The 15,009-nt window shown below is 68.5% G+C and carries 16 protein-coding genes; 9 read left to right on the forward strand and 7 right to left on the reverse strand.

The window, feature by feature from the left end; translation table 11 throughout:
- Nucleotides 1–7: 7 nt before the first annotated feature.
- Genes LOZ83_RS23860 through LOZ83_RS23875 form a run of 4 tightly spaced genes read right to left on the reverse strand, consistent with a single transcriptional unit; the run spans nucleotide 8 to nucleotide 4,499 of the window.
- A complete protein-coding gene (locus LOZ83_RS23860) occupies nucleotides 8–1,384 on the reverse strand; it encodes a GH1 family beta-glucosidase (protein ID WP_236793699.1) in 1,377 nt (458 codons plus the stop codon).
- Between the two features lie 2 nt (nucleotides 1,385–1,386).
- A complete protein-coding gene (locus tag LOZ83_RS23865) occupies nucleotides 1,387–2,214 on the reverse strand; it encodes a carbohydrate ABC transporter permease (protein ID WP_236793700.1) in 828 nt (275 codons plus the stop codon).
- The gene (locus LOZ83_RS23870; protein WP_236793701.1) at nucleotides 2,211–3,182 is read right to left on the reverse strand and encodes a carbohydrate ABC transporter permease; all 972 of its coding nucleotides are present in this window, start codon (nucleotides 3,180–3,182) and stop codon (nucleotides 2,211–2,213) included. The genes LOZ83_RS23865 and LOZ83_RS23870 overlap by 4 nt, the downstream gene beginning before the upstream one ends.
- Before the next feature lie 21 nt (nucleotides 3,183–3,203).
- Complete coding sequence (locus tag LOZ83_RS23875) at nucleotides 3,204–4,499, reverse strand: ABC transporter substrate-binding protein (protein WP_236793702.1); 1,296 nt, start codon at nucleotides 4,497–4,499, stop codon at nucleotides 3,204–3,206.
- A gap of 132 nt (nucleotides 4,500–4,631) precedes the next feature.
- Between LOZ83_RS23875 and LOZ83_RS23880 the strand changes: the two genes are divergently transcribed.
- Both LOZ83_RS23880 and LOZ83_RS23885 read left to right on the forward strand, forming a co-directional pair.
- Nucleotides 4,632–5,657: a LacI family DNA-binding transcriptional regulator gene (locus LOZ83_RS23880; protein WP_308190287.1), complete on the forward strand. Its 1,026-nt coding sequence runs from the start codon at nucleotides 4,632–4,634 to the stop codon at nucleotides 5,655–5,657.
- A gap of 61 nt (nucleotides 5,658–5,718) precedes the next feature.
- The gene (locus LOZ83_RS23885) at nucleotides 5,719–5,961 is read left to right on the forward strand and encodes a DUF2630 family protein (RefSeq protein ID WP_236793703.1); all 243 of its coding nucleotides are present in this window, start codon (nucleotides 5,719–5,721) and stop codon (nucleotides 5,959–5,961) included.
- Nucleotides 5,962–5,982: 21 nt separating this feature from the next.
- On the opposite strand, the gene LOZ83_RS23890 is transcribed toward LOZ83_RS23885, so the two are convergent.
- Entirely contained in the window at nucleotides 5,983–7,008 is a 1,026-nt protein-coding gene (locus LOZ83_RS23890; protein WP_236793704.1) for a medium chain dehydrogenase/reductase family protein, read from the reverse strand.
- Nucleotides 7,009–7,171: 163 nt separating this feature from the next.
- Between LOZ83_RS23890 and LOZ83_RS23895 the strand changes: the two genes are divergently transcribed.
- Nucleotides 7,172–7,825, forward strand: a complete 654-nt coding sequence (locus LOZ83_RS23895; RefSeq protein WP_236793705.1) for a TetR/AcrR family transcriptional regulator — start codon at nucleotides 7,172–7,174, stop codon at nucleotides 7,823–7,825.
- Here the strand turns inward: LOZ83_RS23895 and LOZ83_RS23900 are convergent.
- Nucleotides 7,822–7,977, reverse strand: a complete 156-nt coding sequence (locus LOZ83_RS23900) for a hypothetical protein (RefSeq protein ID WP_236793706.1) — start codon at nucleotides 7,975–7,977, stop codon at nucleotides 7,822–7,824. The two genes, LOZ83_RS23895 and LOZ83_RS23900, sit on opposite strands and share 4 nt — an antisense overlap.
- 295 nt (nucleotides 7,978–8,272) lie before the next feature.
- Between LOZ83_RS23900 and LOZ83_RS23905 the strand changes: the two genes are divergently transcribed.
- From LOZ83_RS23905 to LOZ83_RS23925, 5 genes are all read left to right on the forward strand, one after another.
- On the forward strand, nucleotides 8,273–10,543 hold the full coding sequence (locus LOZ83_RS23905; protein ID WP_236793707.1) for a nitrate- and nitrite sensing domain-containing protein: 2,271 nt from the start codon (nucleotides 8,273–8,275) through the stop codon (nucleotides 10,541–10,543).
- A 26-nt stretch (nucleotides 10,544–10,569) separates the two neighbouring features.
- Complete coding sequence (locus LOZ83_RS23910) at nucleotides 10,570–11,001, forward strand: roadblock/LC7 domain-containing protein (RefSeq protein WP_236793708.1); 432 nt, start codon at nucleotides 10,570–10,572, stop codon at nucleotides 10,999–11,001.
- Between the two features lie 5 nt (nucleotides 11,002–11,006).
- A complete protein-coding gene (locus LOZ83_RS23915) occupies nucleotides 11,007–11,360 on the forward strand; it encodes a DUF742 domain-containing protein (RefSeq protein ID WP_236793709.1) in 354 nt (117 codons plus the stop codon).
- Entirely contained in the window at nucleotides 11,341–11,955 is a 615-nt protein-coding gene (locus LOZ83_RS23920) for an ATP/GTP-binding protein (RefSeq protein WP_236793710.1), read from the forward strand. Before LOZ83_RS23915 ends, LOZ83_RS23920 begins: the two co-directional genes overlap by 20 nt.
- A 221-nt stretch (nucleotides 11,956–12,176) precedes the next feature.
- On the forward strand, nucleotides 12,177–12,968 hold the full coding sequence (locus LOZ83_RS23925) for a bifunctional 2-polyprenyl-6-hydroxyphenol methylase/3-demethylubiquinol 3-O-methyltransferase UbiG (protein WP_236793711.1): 792 nt from the start codon (nucleotides 12,177–12,179) through the stop codon (nucleotides 12,966–12,968).
- Here LOZ83_RS23925 and LOZ83_RS23930 read toward each other — a convergent pair.
- Nucleotides 12,876–13,721: a glycosyltransferase family A protein gene (locus LOZ83_RS23930; protein WP_236793712.1), complete on the reverse strand. Its 846-nt coding sequence runs from the start codon at nucleotides 13,719–13,721 to the stop codon at nucleotides 12,876–12,878. The two genes, LOZ83_RS23925 and LOZ83_RS23930, sit on opposite strands and share 93 nt — an antisense overlap.
- Before the next feature lie 73 nt (nucleotides 13,722–13,794).
- On the opposite strand from LOZ83_RS23930, the gene LOZ83_RS23935 reads away from it, so the two are divergent.
- Nucleotides 13,795–14,991, forward strand: coding sequence for a hypothetical protein (locus tag LOZ83_RS23935; RefSeq protein WP_236793713.1), 1,197 nt, complete (start codon nucleotides 13,795–13,797; stop codon nucleotides 14,989–14,991).
- Nucleotides 14,992–15,009 lie beyond the last annotated feature (18 nt).

Genomic DNA, 15,009 nt, shown 5'->3' on the forward strand with positions numbered 1-15,009 from the left:
GGCGGCTTCACGAAACCGTGTTGCTGGCGATGACCTTGGCGTACCAGCGCGCGGAGTGCTTGGGCGTACGGCGCTGGGTTTCGTAGTCGACGTGCACCAGGCCGAAACGCTTGGCATAGCCCTCGGCCCATTCGAAGTTGTCCAGCAGCGACCAGTAGAAGAAGCCCCTCAAGTCGACGCCCTGTGCCAGCGCCGCGTGCGCGGCCCGCAGGTGCGCGGCCACGAACTCGATCCGGTCCTCGTCGACGATCTCGCCGTCCGGGGTCACCACGTCCGGATACGCCGCCCCGTTTTCCGTGACGTACAAGGGAATGTGCGGGTAGTCGCGGTGCACCCGCAGCAGCGTGCCGGCCAGCTTTTCCGGTTCGACCTGCCAGCCGGAGTCGGTGCGCCCGGCCAGCGGGTCGGGTACGAAGTGGACCTCCCCCGCGCCGATCCACTCCGGCCCGGCCGGTTCGGTGGCGGGCGACGGCGTACGGGTGACGACGTAGCCGCGGTAGTAGTTGATGCCCAGCATGTCGATCGGCGCCGCGATGATCTCCGGATCGCCGTCGCGCACGGGGAAACCGAACGGCGCCAGGTCCGCCAGCAGATCCTCGGGGTAGCGGCCGAGCAGCACCGGGTCCAGGAACAGCCGGTTCTGCAGCCCGTCGATCTTGCGTACGGCCTCGGGATCCGGCCCCTGCACCGGATAGAGGTTGAGCGTGATACCCGACCGCGCGGACGGCGCGTACCGGCGTAGCTCCGGCATCGCGAGGCCGTGTGCCAGCAGCAAATGGTGTGCGGCCGCCGCGGCGGCGGCCGGGTCCTGGCGGCCGGGCGCGTGCACACCGGACGCGTAGCCGAGGAAGGCCGAGCACCACGGTTCGTTCAAAGTGGACCAAGACGGGACACGGTCGCCGAGGCGTTCCGCTGCCGTCGCGGCGAATTCCGCGAACCGGTAGGCGGTGTCGCGGTTCGCCCAGCCACCTTTCTCCTCCAACGCCTGCGGCAGGTCGAAGTGGTAGAGCGTCGCCCACGGCTGGATCCCGTTCTGCAGCAGCTCGTCCACGAGCCGGTCGTAGAAGTCCAGCCCGCGCGGGTTCACCGCGCCGCCGTCCGGCCGGACCCGGGACCAGGCAAGGGAAAACCGGTAGGAGCCGAACCCGAGATCGCGCATCAGCGCGATATCCTCGGCGTACCGGTGGTAGTGGTCGGCCGCCGGTTCGCCGGTGTCACCGCCGGCGACCGCTCCGGGGCGGCGGCAGAACGCGTCCCAGCTCGAATCGGTGCGACCGTCCACTGTGGTCGCTCCTTCGATCTGGAAGGCGGCGGTGCTGGCGCCCCACAGGAAACCCGGGGGGAACTCGAGTCCCGCGGCGACCTGTTCACCGAGTACGGACATGCTCAGCCTTTCACTGCGCCCTGCATGATCCCGGCCACGATCTGGCGGCCGAGCAGCAGGAAGACGATGAGGATCGGGATGGTGGCCAGGGTGGTGCCGGCCAGCACCAGGGAATAGTCGACGTAGTAACCGCTCTGCAGCCGCTCCAGCGCGAGCTGCACGGTCGGGTTCTCGGCGTTGAGCACGATCAGCGGCCACAGGAAGTCGTTCCAGGACATCATGAACGTGAACATCGCGAGCACCGCCGCGGCGGGCCGGACGGCGGGCAGGCACACGTTCACGAAGATCCGGAACACGCTGCAGCCGTCGACGCGGGCGGCCTCGATCAGCTCGTACGGCACGGCGTCCACCGTGTACTGCCGCATCCAGAACACGCCGAACGCCGTGACCAGGTTCGGCACGATCACCGCCTGCAGGTGCCCGGCCCAGCCGAACTCCGACATCGCGATGAACAACGGGATGATGCCGAGCTGAGTGGGTACCGCAAGAGTTACAACGATGAACAGGAACAACGGGTTGCTGCCGCGGAAACGCAGTTTCGCGAACGCGAACCCGGCGAGCGACGAGAACAGGACGGTGGTCAGGGTGACCGTGCCGGACACGATGACGCTGTTGCCGAGCGCCTTCCAGAACGCGACGACATCGAACACGCGTGCCGCGTTGCGGAAGAAGTTGCCGCCCGGCAGCAGCGAGGGCAGGTGATCGGACAGCATCCCCGCGTCCCGGCTGGCCACCAGGAACTGCCAGTAGAACGGGAAGAACGACACCAGCACGAACAGGATCAGCGTCACGTAGACGAACGCGTTCGGACGGCCCAGGCGTGCGTTCATCGGATCCGCCCCATCCGCCGGGTGATCAGGAAGTTGAGCACCGCGATGACCACGATCAGCAGGAACAGCACCCACGCGATCGCCGACGCGTAGCCGAGGTCGAAGCTCTCGAACCCGGACTGGTACATGTACAGCGTCACGGTCTGGAACTGGTGGGTGGAGCCGCCGTTGTTCGAGCCGGGCATCGCGTCGAACAGCTTGGGCTCGGTGAAGATCTGCAGCCCGCCGATGGTCGAGGTGATCACCACGAAGATCAGCGTGGGCCGCAGCATCGGCAGCGTGACGCTGACGAACCGGCGGATCGCGCCGGCCCCGTCGACGACCGCCGCCTCGAGCACGTCCTTCGGTAGCGCCTGCATCGCGGCCAACACGATCAGCGCGTTATAGCCCGTCCAGCGCCAGTTAACCATTGTCGCGATCGCGAGATGGCTCGCGAACCGGTTGGCCTGCCAGTCGACCCGGCCGAGCCCGAGGCTCTCGAAGATCGAGTTCACCAGCCCATAGTTGGGGCCGAACAGGTTGGCGAAGATGATCCCGATCGCCACCAAGCTCGCCGCGTACGGCAGCAGGATCCCGACGCGCCAGCCGGTCGGCCCGCGCAACCGGGTGTTGAGCAACGCGGCGAGCAGCACGGCGATCACGACCTGCGGCCCGCTGGAGAGCACGAAGATCGACAACGTGTTCACCACTGAGTTCCAGAACTGCCCGTCGCCGAGCAGTTCGGCATAGTTCTTCAGCCCCAGGAACTTCGGGTGGTCGTCGCCGACCTCCCAGTCGAACAGAGACACATAGGCCGTGTAGAGCAAGGGAAACAGGCCGACGATCGCGAACACCACGAAGAACGGCGCGATGTACAGGTAGGGCGAAACCTTCACGTCCCACTTGGCGATCCGCTCCCTCAGCGTCGGCCTGACCGGTTCGCCGCGTGGCGCCCGCTGCCGCGGTTCGAGCGCGGTACTCGTCGTCATCTCGGCCTGTTCCCCTTGTCACTACTTGGCGATCTTGTTGGCGCCGTCGACGACCTGCTGCCAAGCGTCCGCCGGGGACTTGCCCTGCTCGACCGCCTGCAGCGCCGGGCTCGTGACGTTCTCCTGGATCTGGCCGTCACCCGGGCCCTTGTACTGCGCCTTGGTCACCTTGCGGGCCTGCTCGGCATACAGCTCACCGGTCTTGACGTCGCCGAAGTACGGGTCGGTCTGGTTCAGCAGCTCGGGCGAGGTCAGCGCCTGCGTCTGGCTGGGGAAGTTTCCCTTGGCCTGGAAGGCTTTCAGCTGCTGCTCCGGTGCGGTCAGCCAGGCGGCGAGCTCGGCCGCCTCCTTCGGGTGCTTGCTCTGCTTCGGCACCGTCAGGTAGGAACCGCCCCAGTTGCCGCCGCCGTTGGGGAACGCGTCGGTGACCGCCCACTTGCCGGCGTTCGCCGGTCCCGCGTCCTCCTTGACCACGCCGAGCATCCACGACGGGCACACGGTCGTGGCGAACGCGCCCTGGGCGAACCCGGTCTTCCATTCGTTGCCGAACGCGACGAGCTTGGCCGACTGGCCCTGGCCGATCGCGGTGGTCACCCGGTCCCAGGCCGCCTTGATACCCGGGTTGGACTCGATGGTCAGGTTGTTGCCGCGGTCGAAATAACCGACGTCGAGCTGGTTGATCATCGAGTTGTACAGCTGCGAAGACGCGTCGAACCAGGGCTTTCCGGTCTTCTGCACGTAGCTCTGGCCGGCCGCGAAGTAGCTGTCCCAGCTCGCGAACAGCGCCTTGACGCCCGCGGGATCCGAGGGCAGGTTCGCCGCGGCGAGCAGATCCTTGCGGTAGCACAGGGCGAGCGGGCCGATGTCGGTGCCGTAGCCGATCAGCCGGCCGTCGGAGTCCTTGCCGGCGTCGTACTTCCAGCCCAGCCAACGATCCGCGGTCACGTCCTTGGGCCCGATCTCGGTCAGGTCGTTGAACTTGCCGCCCTTGTCGACGATGTCGGAGAAGTGGCCCTCCTCGACGGCGGTGACGTCCTCGAGCCCGGAACCCGCCGCCAGCTTGGTGATGAGGTTCTGGTGATAGGGACCGCCCTCACCGGTCTTGTGGTGAGTGATCTTGATGCCGGGGTGCAGCCGCTCGTACTCCGGCAGCAGGGACTCGTAGCCGAACTCGGTGAACGTGCCGATGGTCAGTTCGATCTGGCCACCGGACTCGTTCGCCCCGGTCGAGGAGTCCCCACCACCACACGCCGCCAGGCTCGCGCCCAGCACCGCCAGTCCGATCGCGAAGCTCACGCCCTTGTGAAGGTGTCGCACGTCAACCCCTTGCTCTGGGTCTTGGACAGAAACTGGGAGCGCTCCCAGAACCCGAGTGGAGTGTGTTCCTTGCCACGTCCGGTGTCAAGATGCGTTAAAGTTGAGAGCGCTCCCACAGAGAGGACGTTGATCGTGACGCACAGCCCGGACGACCGGCCGACATTGGAGGATGTCGCGGCCTTCGCCGGGGTGTCCCGCTCGACGGCTTCGCGCGCCCTCAACGGCGACGCGAACGTCAGCAGCCGGGCGAAGGACGCCGTTCTGGCCGCCGCGCGCGATCTCGGCTACTCCCCCAACCAGGCCGCACGGTCGCTGGTCACCAGGCGCACGGGTGCGGTCGCGGTCGTGCTGTCCGAGCCGGAGGAGGTCGTGCTGGGCGATCCGTACCGTACCGCGGTGATGCGCGCGGGCTACCGGGAACTCGCGTCGTCGGGCAGCCAGATGGTGTTGATGTTCAACGACGGCAGGGAAGATCACGCACGCACGTTGCGTTTCCTCGAAGGCGGGCACGTCGACGGAGCGCTCGTGTTCGCGCCGCACCGCGCCGACCCGCTCCCCCGCGCGCTGCGGTTGCTGCGGCTGCCGATCGTGTTCGGCGGTCCGGCGGGGAACCTCGCGCGCGGGGTGCACGTCGTCGACTTCGACAACTCCGACGGCGCGCGGCTGGCCGTGGAACACTTGCTGGACAAGGGAAGGCGGCGGATCGCGACGGTCGCGGGGCCACAGGACCAGACCGCCGCGGTGCACCGGCTTTCGGGCTGGCGCGACACGCTGACCCGGGTCGGACTCGACCCGGCGGGACTGTCCGAAGAGGCCGACTTCACTTCGGACGGTGGCCGCGCGGCGATGAATCGTTTGCTGGTAAGGGAACCCGGCCTGGACGGGGTGTTCGTGGCGAGCGACCTGATGGCCGCGGGGGCGCTGCGCGCGCTGCACGACGCGGGCCGCCGGGTACCGGACGACGTCTCGGTGATCGGCTTCGACGACCACCCGGCGCTGGCGTCGGCGATGAACCCGCCGCTGACGACCGTGCACCAGGATCCGGCGGCACAGGTCCAGCAGATGGTCGCGACCCTGATGGCACTGCTGGCGGGCGAGGCGGTGCGACCGCGGCGACAGGTTCTGCCGGTTTCCGTGCGAATCCGGGAATCGGCGTAGCGCGGATCCGCCGGCCGCGCTGCTTCCGGCCGTGAGCGGGCGCGCGGGGTACCGTGGTCGCGTGACCGACAAGGACATCATCGGCAGAGTCGACGAGCTCATCGCCGAGGAGCACGAGCTGCGTTCGAAGGCCAGCGCCGGCGGCCTCGACGAGTCCGACCGCACCCGGATCCGGAGCCTCGAAGAGCAACTCGACCAGTGCTGGGACCTGCTGCGCCAGCGCCGCGCCCGGCGCGAGTTCGGCGAGGACGAGAACTCGGCCGACGCCCGGCCGATCAGCGAGGTCGAGCACTACCAGCAGTAGCGCGGCCTTCCCGGCTTCCGGTCAGGGCTTGAGGATGACCTTGCCGGCAACCGTGCCGGACTCGGCGAGACGGACGGCGTCGGCGACGCGTTCGAGCGGGAGCTCGGCCGCGACCCGGGTGGTGATCCGGCCGGTGCGCACGGCCTCGAAGACGGCGGTCAGGTCCTCGCGGAGGCGGGCGCGGAAGGTGTTCGCCGCGTACTTCCGGCCGGCCCAGATGTTGTACAGGTAGGCGTGGCGGCCGTTCGGCATCGCGTTCCACAGCAGCACCCGGCCCAGGATCTTCAGCAGCGGCCACCGCTTGGAACCGGTGTCGTCCCTGGTCGACGCGGTGCCGTAGGAGACGAGGGTGCCGCCCCGGCGCAGCAGCTTCCAGGAGTCGATGACACCGCGCCCGCCGACGTGGTCGAACACCGCGTCGATGCCGTCCGGGGCGAGTTCCCGGACGCGGGCGGGGACGTCCTCGGTCCGGTAGTCGATCGGGGTCACGCCCAGCTCGCGCAGGGCGTCGTGGTGCCGCGCCGAAGCCGTGCCGAGCACCCGGGCGCCGGCGGCGCGGGCGAGTTGCACGAGTGCCATGCCCACGCCGCCGTTCGCACCGTGCACGAGCACGGTCTGCCCGGCGCGGACGTGGGCCTTGCGGTGCACCAACTGCCAGGCGGTGATGCCGTTGACGACGACGGTCTCCGCCTCGGCCGGGCCGATCCCGTCCGGGACGTCGACGAGATCCGCCGCGTCCAGCACGATATGGCTCGACCAGCCGCCGATCTTCGTCATCGCGGCCACCCGGGCGCCGGCCCGCGCGGGGTCGACGCCGGTGCCGGTGACGGCGATCCGGCCGACCAGGTCGTAGCCCGGCACGAACGGGAACGGCGGCTGGTCGAAGTACCGGCCCCGGCGCATCTGCTGCTCGGCGAAGGAAACGCCGGTGGCCTCGACCTCCACGAGGACCTGTCCCGCGCCCGGTCGCGGCACCGGGCCCTGCCTCAGTTCGAGCCCCTCGGGCTCCACTTTTCCTGGCAGGACCACTTCCCTGAGCTGAGTCATCACATTCTCCGTTAGTAGCTGTCCACCTCGTTACAGGTTCTAACTGAAGCACGATGCTGTTACAGCTGCTAGCGCCAGTGACATCGGTAACAGGTTCGTTATCACATGACGCACCTGTTAGAGGGTCAAGCTAGAGTTGAAGCGCGTCGAAAGGGGGTCGCTCGTGGAAAGCCCACGTGAGCGATACCGGGCACAGGTCCGCGCGGAGATCAAGGACCACGCCTGGGAGCAGATCGCGGCGTCCGGCGCCTCGGCGCTGTCGCTCAACGCGATCGCGAAGAAGATGGGCCTGAGCGGCCCCGCACTGTACCGCTACTTCGCCAACCGGGACGAGCTCATCACCGCGCTGGTCGTCGACGCGTACCGGATGGAAGCCGACGCCCTGCGCCACGCGACCGAGCGGACCGGGAACGAACCGCATTTCCTCGCGGACGCGCTACGCCAGTGGGCGCTCGCGAACCCGCACCGCTACTTCCTCCTCCATGGCACGCCGATTCCCGGGTACCATGCGCCGCCGGAGACGACCAAGATCGCGGCGGAGATCATGGCCATGCTGATCAAGGCGTTCAAGCACTGCGACACCGGCCGGCGCACACCCTTCGACGTGCACCTGGAAGAGCACAGTGACTGGGTGACCGAGCGCGCCGTCCCACGGGGCGTGCCGCGCCTGGCGCTCGCGTTCTGGACCCGGATGCACGGGGCGATCAGCCTCGAACTCGCGGGCCACTTCAACGGAATGGGTTTCGACCCGGCGGAGCTCTTCAAGGCCGAAGTCAACGCGCTCATCCCGATCCGGCCACCGAGTGACACCCTCTAACGGCGGTTCCAGGGCATCAGCGCCAGCCGGGAAAGCCGCATATCGACCGAATGCCGAATACGGTCATAAGCCAATTCGGCCGGTGTGCGCGCGTCAACAATACTGACCTCGTCATGTGATTCGATCATGTGACCGAGTTGTACGGCGTCCATGAACCGCGTTGGTAGCACCCGAAACCTAAGGCAGATCCCGATATTCGGAAATACTCCGAACGACTGAGTTTCGGTAGCTCAAGGTAATCGGCTGAAAACAGCCGAATGGACTGGACGCGGGCCGCCTCTTGGGTTAATTGTGTACCCCGTCCGCTCTTCACCCCGTCCCCCGATCGTACGAGAGCGCCCAGCTCCAGCGTTTTCGTCGAAAGGCAACGAAGTGCCCAAGAAATTTGGAAACATAAGTACGACCCTCCGATCTTCGCCCCGGGTCCGGCGCAAATCCAGGATCTCGTTGCGGACCCGCGTGCTCGCGATCGCCCTGATTCCGGGTTTCGTGCTGCTCGCCGCCGGCGTGGGCATCAACGCCTATCTGATCACCACCGCCGTGCAGAAACGCGACACCGCCGTGCTGCTGACCCGCGGGTACAGCCTCGCGGTGCCGTTCATGCCGGCGATGACCCAGGAACGCCGCGCGAGCATCGCCTACGCGGCCGATCCCTCGCCGCAGAACAGGGCCGCGCTCGACGCGGCCCGGAACGGCTTCAACCAGCTCCTGGCCGCGTTCGGTGAGGTGTCCACGCAGGTCGCGAACGCGATGCCGCCGGAGTCCCGCGCCTCGATCGGCCGGTTCGTGCAGACGATGGGGCAGGTGCCGCCGATCCGCGAGCAGATCGACAAGGGCCAGGTCGGCCGGCTCGCCGTGTACGACACGTACAACTCGATCGCCGACGCGATGATCGTCGCGGCCGGCGCGATCGGCCGCGATTCGACGGACAAGGACGTGGCACTGCTGCGTTCGCACGCCGCCGACCTGATGCGCGTGTCGGACTGGCTCGACCGCAGCAACTCACTCGCCCTCGCGGCGTACCGGAACGGCGGGCTCACCACCGGTGAGCTGGCCGCCTACGACTCGCTGACCCGCGCCTACCGCGCCGAGCTGAGCGGCCTCAGTCCACAGCTTCCCTTGGCGCAACAGCAGAAGATCGCCCAGTTACAGTCCTCTTCGGACTGGAACCTGCTCGGCGACGTGGAGAACGCCATGGTGCGCCAGGGTTACGACCCGCGCCCGCTCTCCCCCGGCGCCACCCCCTCGCTGCCGGTGACCATGCAGCAGTGGCAGGACGCGGTGCGCCAGGTCTCCGGCGAGATCAGCGGTCTGGGTCTCGGCGACCTGGGCAGCGCCGCGGCCGCACTGGAGAAGCGCACCGCCGACGACACGCTGCGGCGCTCGGTGATCATCGCGGCCGCGAGCCTGCTGGTCGTGATCATCGTGCTGCTGCTGGCGATCCGGTTGAGCAACAACCTGGTGCACCGCTTGCGCAGGCTCCGCGCGGACACGATCGCGGCGGACAAACGCTTGCCGCAGGTGGTGGGCCGCATCCGGGAAGGCGAGCACGTCGACGTCACCGAGGAGGTGCCCGCACTCGACTACGGCACCGACGAGATCGGCGAAGTCGCCGACGCGTTCTCCAAGGCGCAGCAGGCCGCGGTCGCCGCGGCGGTCCAGGAGGCCCGCCTCCGCGAGGGCACGAACACGGTGTTCCTCAACATCGCCCGCCGCAGCCAGGCCGTCGTGCACCGGCAACTCCAGGTGCTCGACAAGGCCGAACGCGCGGCCGACGATCCGGACCAGGTCGAGCTGCTCTACCAGCTGGACCACCTCAGCACCCGGGAACGCCGCAACGCCGAAAACCTGATCGTGCTCGGCGGCGGCAGACTCACCCGGCAGTGGCGGACGTCGGTGAGTCTGCTCGACATCGCGCGCAGCGCCGTCGCCGAAACCGAGCAGTACCACCGGATCACGTTCGGCCGCGTCCCGCAGCTGCAGGTGACGGGACGCGCGGTGGCCGACCTGATGCACCTGCTCGCCGAGCTGGTCGACAACGCGATCGCCTTCTCCCCACCGGAATCCCGCATCGAGGTGCGCGGCAACCCGGTCGGCAAGGGCGCCGTGCTCGAGATCGACGACCAGGGGCTCGGCATGCCGGTCGAGGAGCGCGAGCGGATCAACACCATGTTGGAGCATCCACCGGACTTCGGGGTGATGGCGCTGACGGGTGACTCGCGGATCGGGTTCTTCGTCGTGGCGCGGCTCGCCCGCCAGCACGACATCCGAGTGTCCCTTTTGGAATCTTCCTACGGCGGTATCCGTGCCGTGGTGGTGATTCCGAACAGCGCGCTCGCCTCGGTGAAACACCTCGAAACGAACGGCGAAAGGCACACCGACTGGTTCGACACCGTGGTGCCCGCGCAGGCGGGCGCCGCCCCGGAAATCAGCCCCACGGCCGGAACCCGGACCAAACACCGGGCCACCGTGGCGATGCTGCCCGAAGGCAACCCGGCGTGGCCCGCGCTGCCGCCGTCGGACGACCGGCCACCGCTGCCGAAACGCCGGCGCCAGGCGAGCCTCGCCCCCGAACTGCACGAGCTGCCCGAACCCGAAACCACGACCGCCGAGGCCGATCCCGACGCGACGGCCGTCGAAGCACGGAACCTGATGGCCGCCTTCCAGGACGGCACCCGCCGCGGCCGGGCCGGCGACGACGACACGTGGCTCGGCTGAGCCGCCGCGAAGACGACGAGGAAACTGTGGAACAGACAACCAGAAACGTGGACCTGAACTGGCTGCTCGACGATTTCGTCGACCGGGTGGTGACCATCGACCGGGCCGTGCTGCTCTCGGCCGACGGGCTGCTCATGGGCCGCTCGCACGGACTGTCCGAAGAGGACGGTGAGCACCTGTCGGCCATGGCGTCCGCGTTCCAGAGCCTTTCCCGTGGCGCCGCCCGGCATTTCGACGGCGGCGGGGTGCGGCAGACGCTGGTCGAGATGGACAACGCCTTCCTGTTCGTGATGGCCGCGGGCCGCGGCGCATGCCTGGCCACGCTCGCCGGGCACGGGGCCGATCTCGGCCTCGTCGCGTACGAGATGAACCGCCTTGTGCAACGGGTCGGTGTGAACATGTCGGCGCCGCCGCGGCCTGCGGAAGTGCCGGACGGCGGGCCCCATGACCGGCGGTGAGGCTGATGGACGATCCGGCGCACGACGAGTCCGGTCCGCTGGTCCGGCCGTACTTCCTGACCGGCGGGCGCAGCCGCCCCGCGCGCACCGACCTGGAGATGATCACGCTGGTGGTCACGGTGACCGAGCGGATCCGGGAGACGGTCAGCCCCGAGCACGAACAGATCGTGCGGCTGTGCCGCGACCCGTGCTCGGTCGCCGAGGTCTCGGCGCTGACCGACCTGCCGCTGATGGTGGTGAAGGTGCTGCTGAGCGACCTGATCGAGCGCGGGTACCTGATCCACCGGTCCCCGCCCAGCACGGAAATCCCCACCAGAGAACTACTCCAGGCGGTCCTCGATGGCATTAGAAGGCTCTGAGCGCACCGCCCCGGCGCTGGCCACGGCGGTGAAAATCCTGGTGGCGGGCGGGTTCGGCGTCGGCAAGACCACCATGGTCGGCGCGGTGAGCGAGATCCGCCCGCTGCGCACCGAGGAGATCCTGAGCGACGCCGGATCAGGGGTGGACGACCTCAACGGACTCGAGGCCAAGACGACCACGACGGTCGCCATCGACTTCGGGCGCATCACGATCAGTCCCGAACTCGTGCTCTACCTGTTCGGAACGCCGGGCCAGCAACGGTTCTGGTTCATGTGGGACGAACTCGCTCGCGGCTCGCTCGGCGCGGTCGTGCTCGCCGACACGCGGCGGCTGGACACCAGCTTCGCGGCGGTGGACTTCTTCGAGCGCCGGGGCGTGCCGTTCGTCGTCGGGGTCAACTGTTTCGACCACGCACCCGTGTACCACGCCGCGGAAGTGCGCGACGCGCTCGATCTGGACCAGGACATCCCGGTGGTCCTGTGCGACGCGCGCCGCCGCGAGCCGGGCAAGAAGGTGCTCGCGACCCTGCTGGAACACTTGATGAAACTCGGCGACCGGCAGTGGGCGGGCTACCAGCCGGGCGCCGCCCGCTGAGCGCGTCGCCCATTCCGCCGTCGACCAGCCAGAGCTCGTCCTCGGCTCGTACGGGATGTGCTCCACCTGGGCACGCTGGATCGCGAACTTGTCCTTTAAATGCCGAAGACCACGACGAGGGGCCACCAATCCGAGGCCAGACAAACCCGGTATGCCGCCGCAACAGGCCGCGGGCCTGCCCCCGGGTGGCACCGCTCCCCTTCCGGTGCTCTAGTGGACGCATGTCCACTGCACCCTCGGATCCACACCGGCAGCGTGAGGTGGCGGAGTCGTTCGGCGCGGAGGCCGAGCGCTACGACCGGACCCGGCCGAGCTATCCCGAGGCCATGGTGGCGGCGATCGCCGCCGCCAGCCCCGGACCGGACGTCGTCGATGTCGGCTGTGGCACGGGAATCGCGGCGCGGCAGTTCCAGGCGGCGGGCTGCCACGTGCTCGGCGTCGAGGTGGACGAGCGGATGGCCGAACTGGCGCGGCACCGCGGTCTCGACGTGGAGGTGACGACCTTCGAAGCGTGGGATCCGGCCGGCCGGAGCTTCGACGCGGTGATCGCCGGGCAGGCGTGGCACTGGGTGGATCCGGTGGCAGGAGCGGCAAAGGCGGCCGAGGCACTGCGCCCCGGCGGCCGGATCGCCTTGTTCTGGAACGCGTTCGAGCCACCGCCCGGTCTGGGCGAAGCGTTCGCCGCGGTCTACCGCCGGATACTGCCCGACTCCCCAGCAGGCCGAGTGGCGCTGCCGGGCGTGGACGCGTATTCGGCGTTCTTGACGAAGGCGGCCGACGGCATCGCACAGACCGGCGCGTTCGGCGAGTCCGAACGGTGGCGGTTCGACTGGGAGCGGTACTACACCCGCGACGAGTGGCTGGAACTGGCGCCCACCTTCGGCGGCGCCAGCGGATTCCCGAAGTCCACAGTGGACGAACTACTGGCCGGCTTCGCCGCCGCGATCGACGAAATCGGCGGCGGCTTCACGATGCGCTACAGCGCGGTGGTGGTCACCGCGGCCCGATCCTGACCAGCCGGGCCCCGCGGCCAGGATCTCGACCCGCTGCCGCACGAGCGAAATGTGTGCCCCCCCTCCGGCGAATTTCGACTCTTTCGTGCGAATCGACCGCTGGCGGGGGTGCTTGCGATAGCGCAGCGTCGGCGCGTCGACCAGAACTCCCTCGGCGACCGCCGACGCCGCCATGAGCAGGCCGGTGTCCTCCATGCCGTGCAACGCCGTCCAGCCGCCGAGCTCGACCACCAGCGCACGCCGCCACATCGCCCCGGCCGGGTGGACGGGAAGCCGATCGTTCCCGGGATCGTTCAACCACGCGTCGGACAACGTTCCCCGCGCCAGCACGCCAGGAGCGAGCGACAGCTCGTGTTCTCGCAAGGAACCGTCTGGCAGGAGATCGCGAGCGTGGCCGACCGCGAACCCCGCCGCCGGATGCGCTCGCATCGCCGACACCAGTAGCCCGATGGCGTCCGCCTCCAGGAGATCGTCGGCGTCGAGGTTCTGCAGGAGCGGCGCTTCGGCCCGCGCCGCCGCGATGTTCCGGGTGATCGCCGGGCCGGTGAGGTCCCGATTGCTGTCCACCAGGACCCGGTCGTCGTCCGCCGCACCGGTCAGTTCCAGCACGGTGCGGACGGCGGAATCGTTGACCCCGTCGATCTGGACCAGCCATCGCCACGACGGATGGGTCTGCGCCCGCAGCGACGCGTAGGCCGCGGGAAGGAAGGACGCATAGGCAGCGTGCACCGCGGTCACCACGTCAACCCACACCGCTTGTGTTTACCACTTACCCAGCCACCGAGTGTGGTAAGTAGTGGGTCGATCACACTTGGTGGAGGGAAACATGGACGAGAAGGCCCTCGTGGACAGCCTGCGCCAAGCGGCCACCACGGGCTCACGCGAGCTGGACCGCATCTGCGAGTCGGCCGCGGCCGAGCTGATCACGGCCGGCGCGGAACCACCGTTCCAGGTGCACTCGGCCGACTTCGCGGCCGATCCCTTCCTCATCTGCGCCGATCGGTACTGGCGGCTCCGGTTCCTCGAACTGCCCACCGTGGACACCGCCGCCCGCTGCGCGGACTGGCTGGCCCGCTCGGTCGACGACGGCCACCGCACGGTGGTCACTCAGAAATGGGCGCTGGGCTACGGATTCATCACCAGGGACAACGTCGAGGCCGCCGGGGAGCTCACCGAAGCCAGCGGCTGGATCCTCGAAGAACACCGGGGATCGGCCGCGATCGCCTTCTTCGCAACGCTTTACCACGCCGCGAAGCTGCGGTCGAACTTCGCTTTCGACGAGCTGCGCAGGTTCCTCGATTCGTCGTTGCTCGCGCTCGCCTGTCACGAATACCGTACGGATCCGCTTTTCGTCGCGCTGGAAGCGCTTTCCGCCTTCGGCAGCCGGACGATCACCACCGCACACGCCCTCACCCGGCTGGAATTGGCCTGGACCTTTCCGGGCCGGACGGAGCACGTGCTGGACGTTTGTCTACACGGGATCTCGGCCTCGCCGCCGTTCGAGGGCAAGGGCGAACTTCTGTGCGCACGAGCCGAAGAGGCCGTCGAGGCGTTCCCCGAGAACCACATTTTCCGTTTCCGCCTCGCCGCCGGGCAGCGGATGTGCGGCGATCACGACAAGGCACTCGACAGCATCGACACAGCGCTCCTGCTGCTGCCCGCGACCGGGAACCGCGGCAGCCACGAACTCCTGCAGGAACAGTTCCTCCGGGAACGCACCACGATCGAAACAGGCCTGCAGCTGGCCGCGTGGTCGGATGAGCAGCAGCGGCGCTGGACCGAACAGGAAGCCGGCAACGCCGAGCTGCGCCGCACCGTGGCGACCTCCACCGTCCGCGCCATGGAGCTGGTCACCCTCTTCACCGCCGCGATCGCGTTCGCCGTCGGGTCGCTGCAGGTCACGCTGGCCGGGACGCTCTCGGTCGGCGACCGGATCGGGATCATCGCGACGTTCGGCGGCGGCCTGCTGGTCTTCGCGCTGCTCGTCATCGGCGGTACCTGGTGGCTCACCCGGCGTCGCTGACACCATCGGGGGCCCAAT

The sequence above is a fragment of the Amycolatopsis sp. GM8 genome (assembly GCF_021653975.1).
Lineage (GTDB): Bacteria > Actinomycetota > Actinomycetes > Mycobacteriales > Pseudonocardiaceae > Amycolatopsis_E.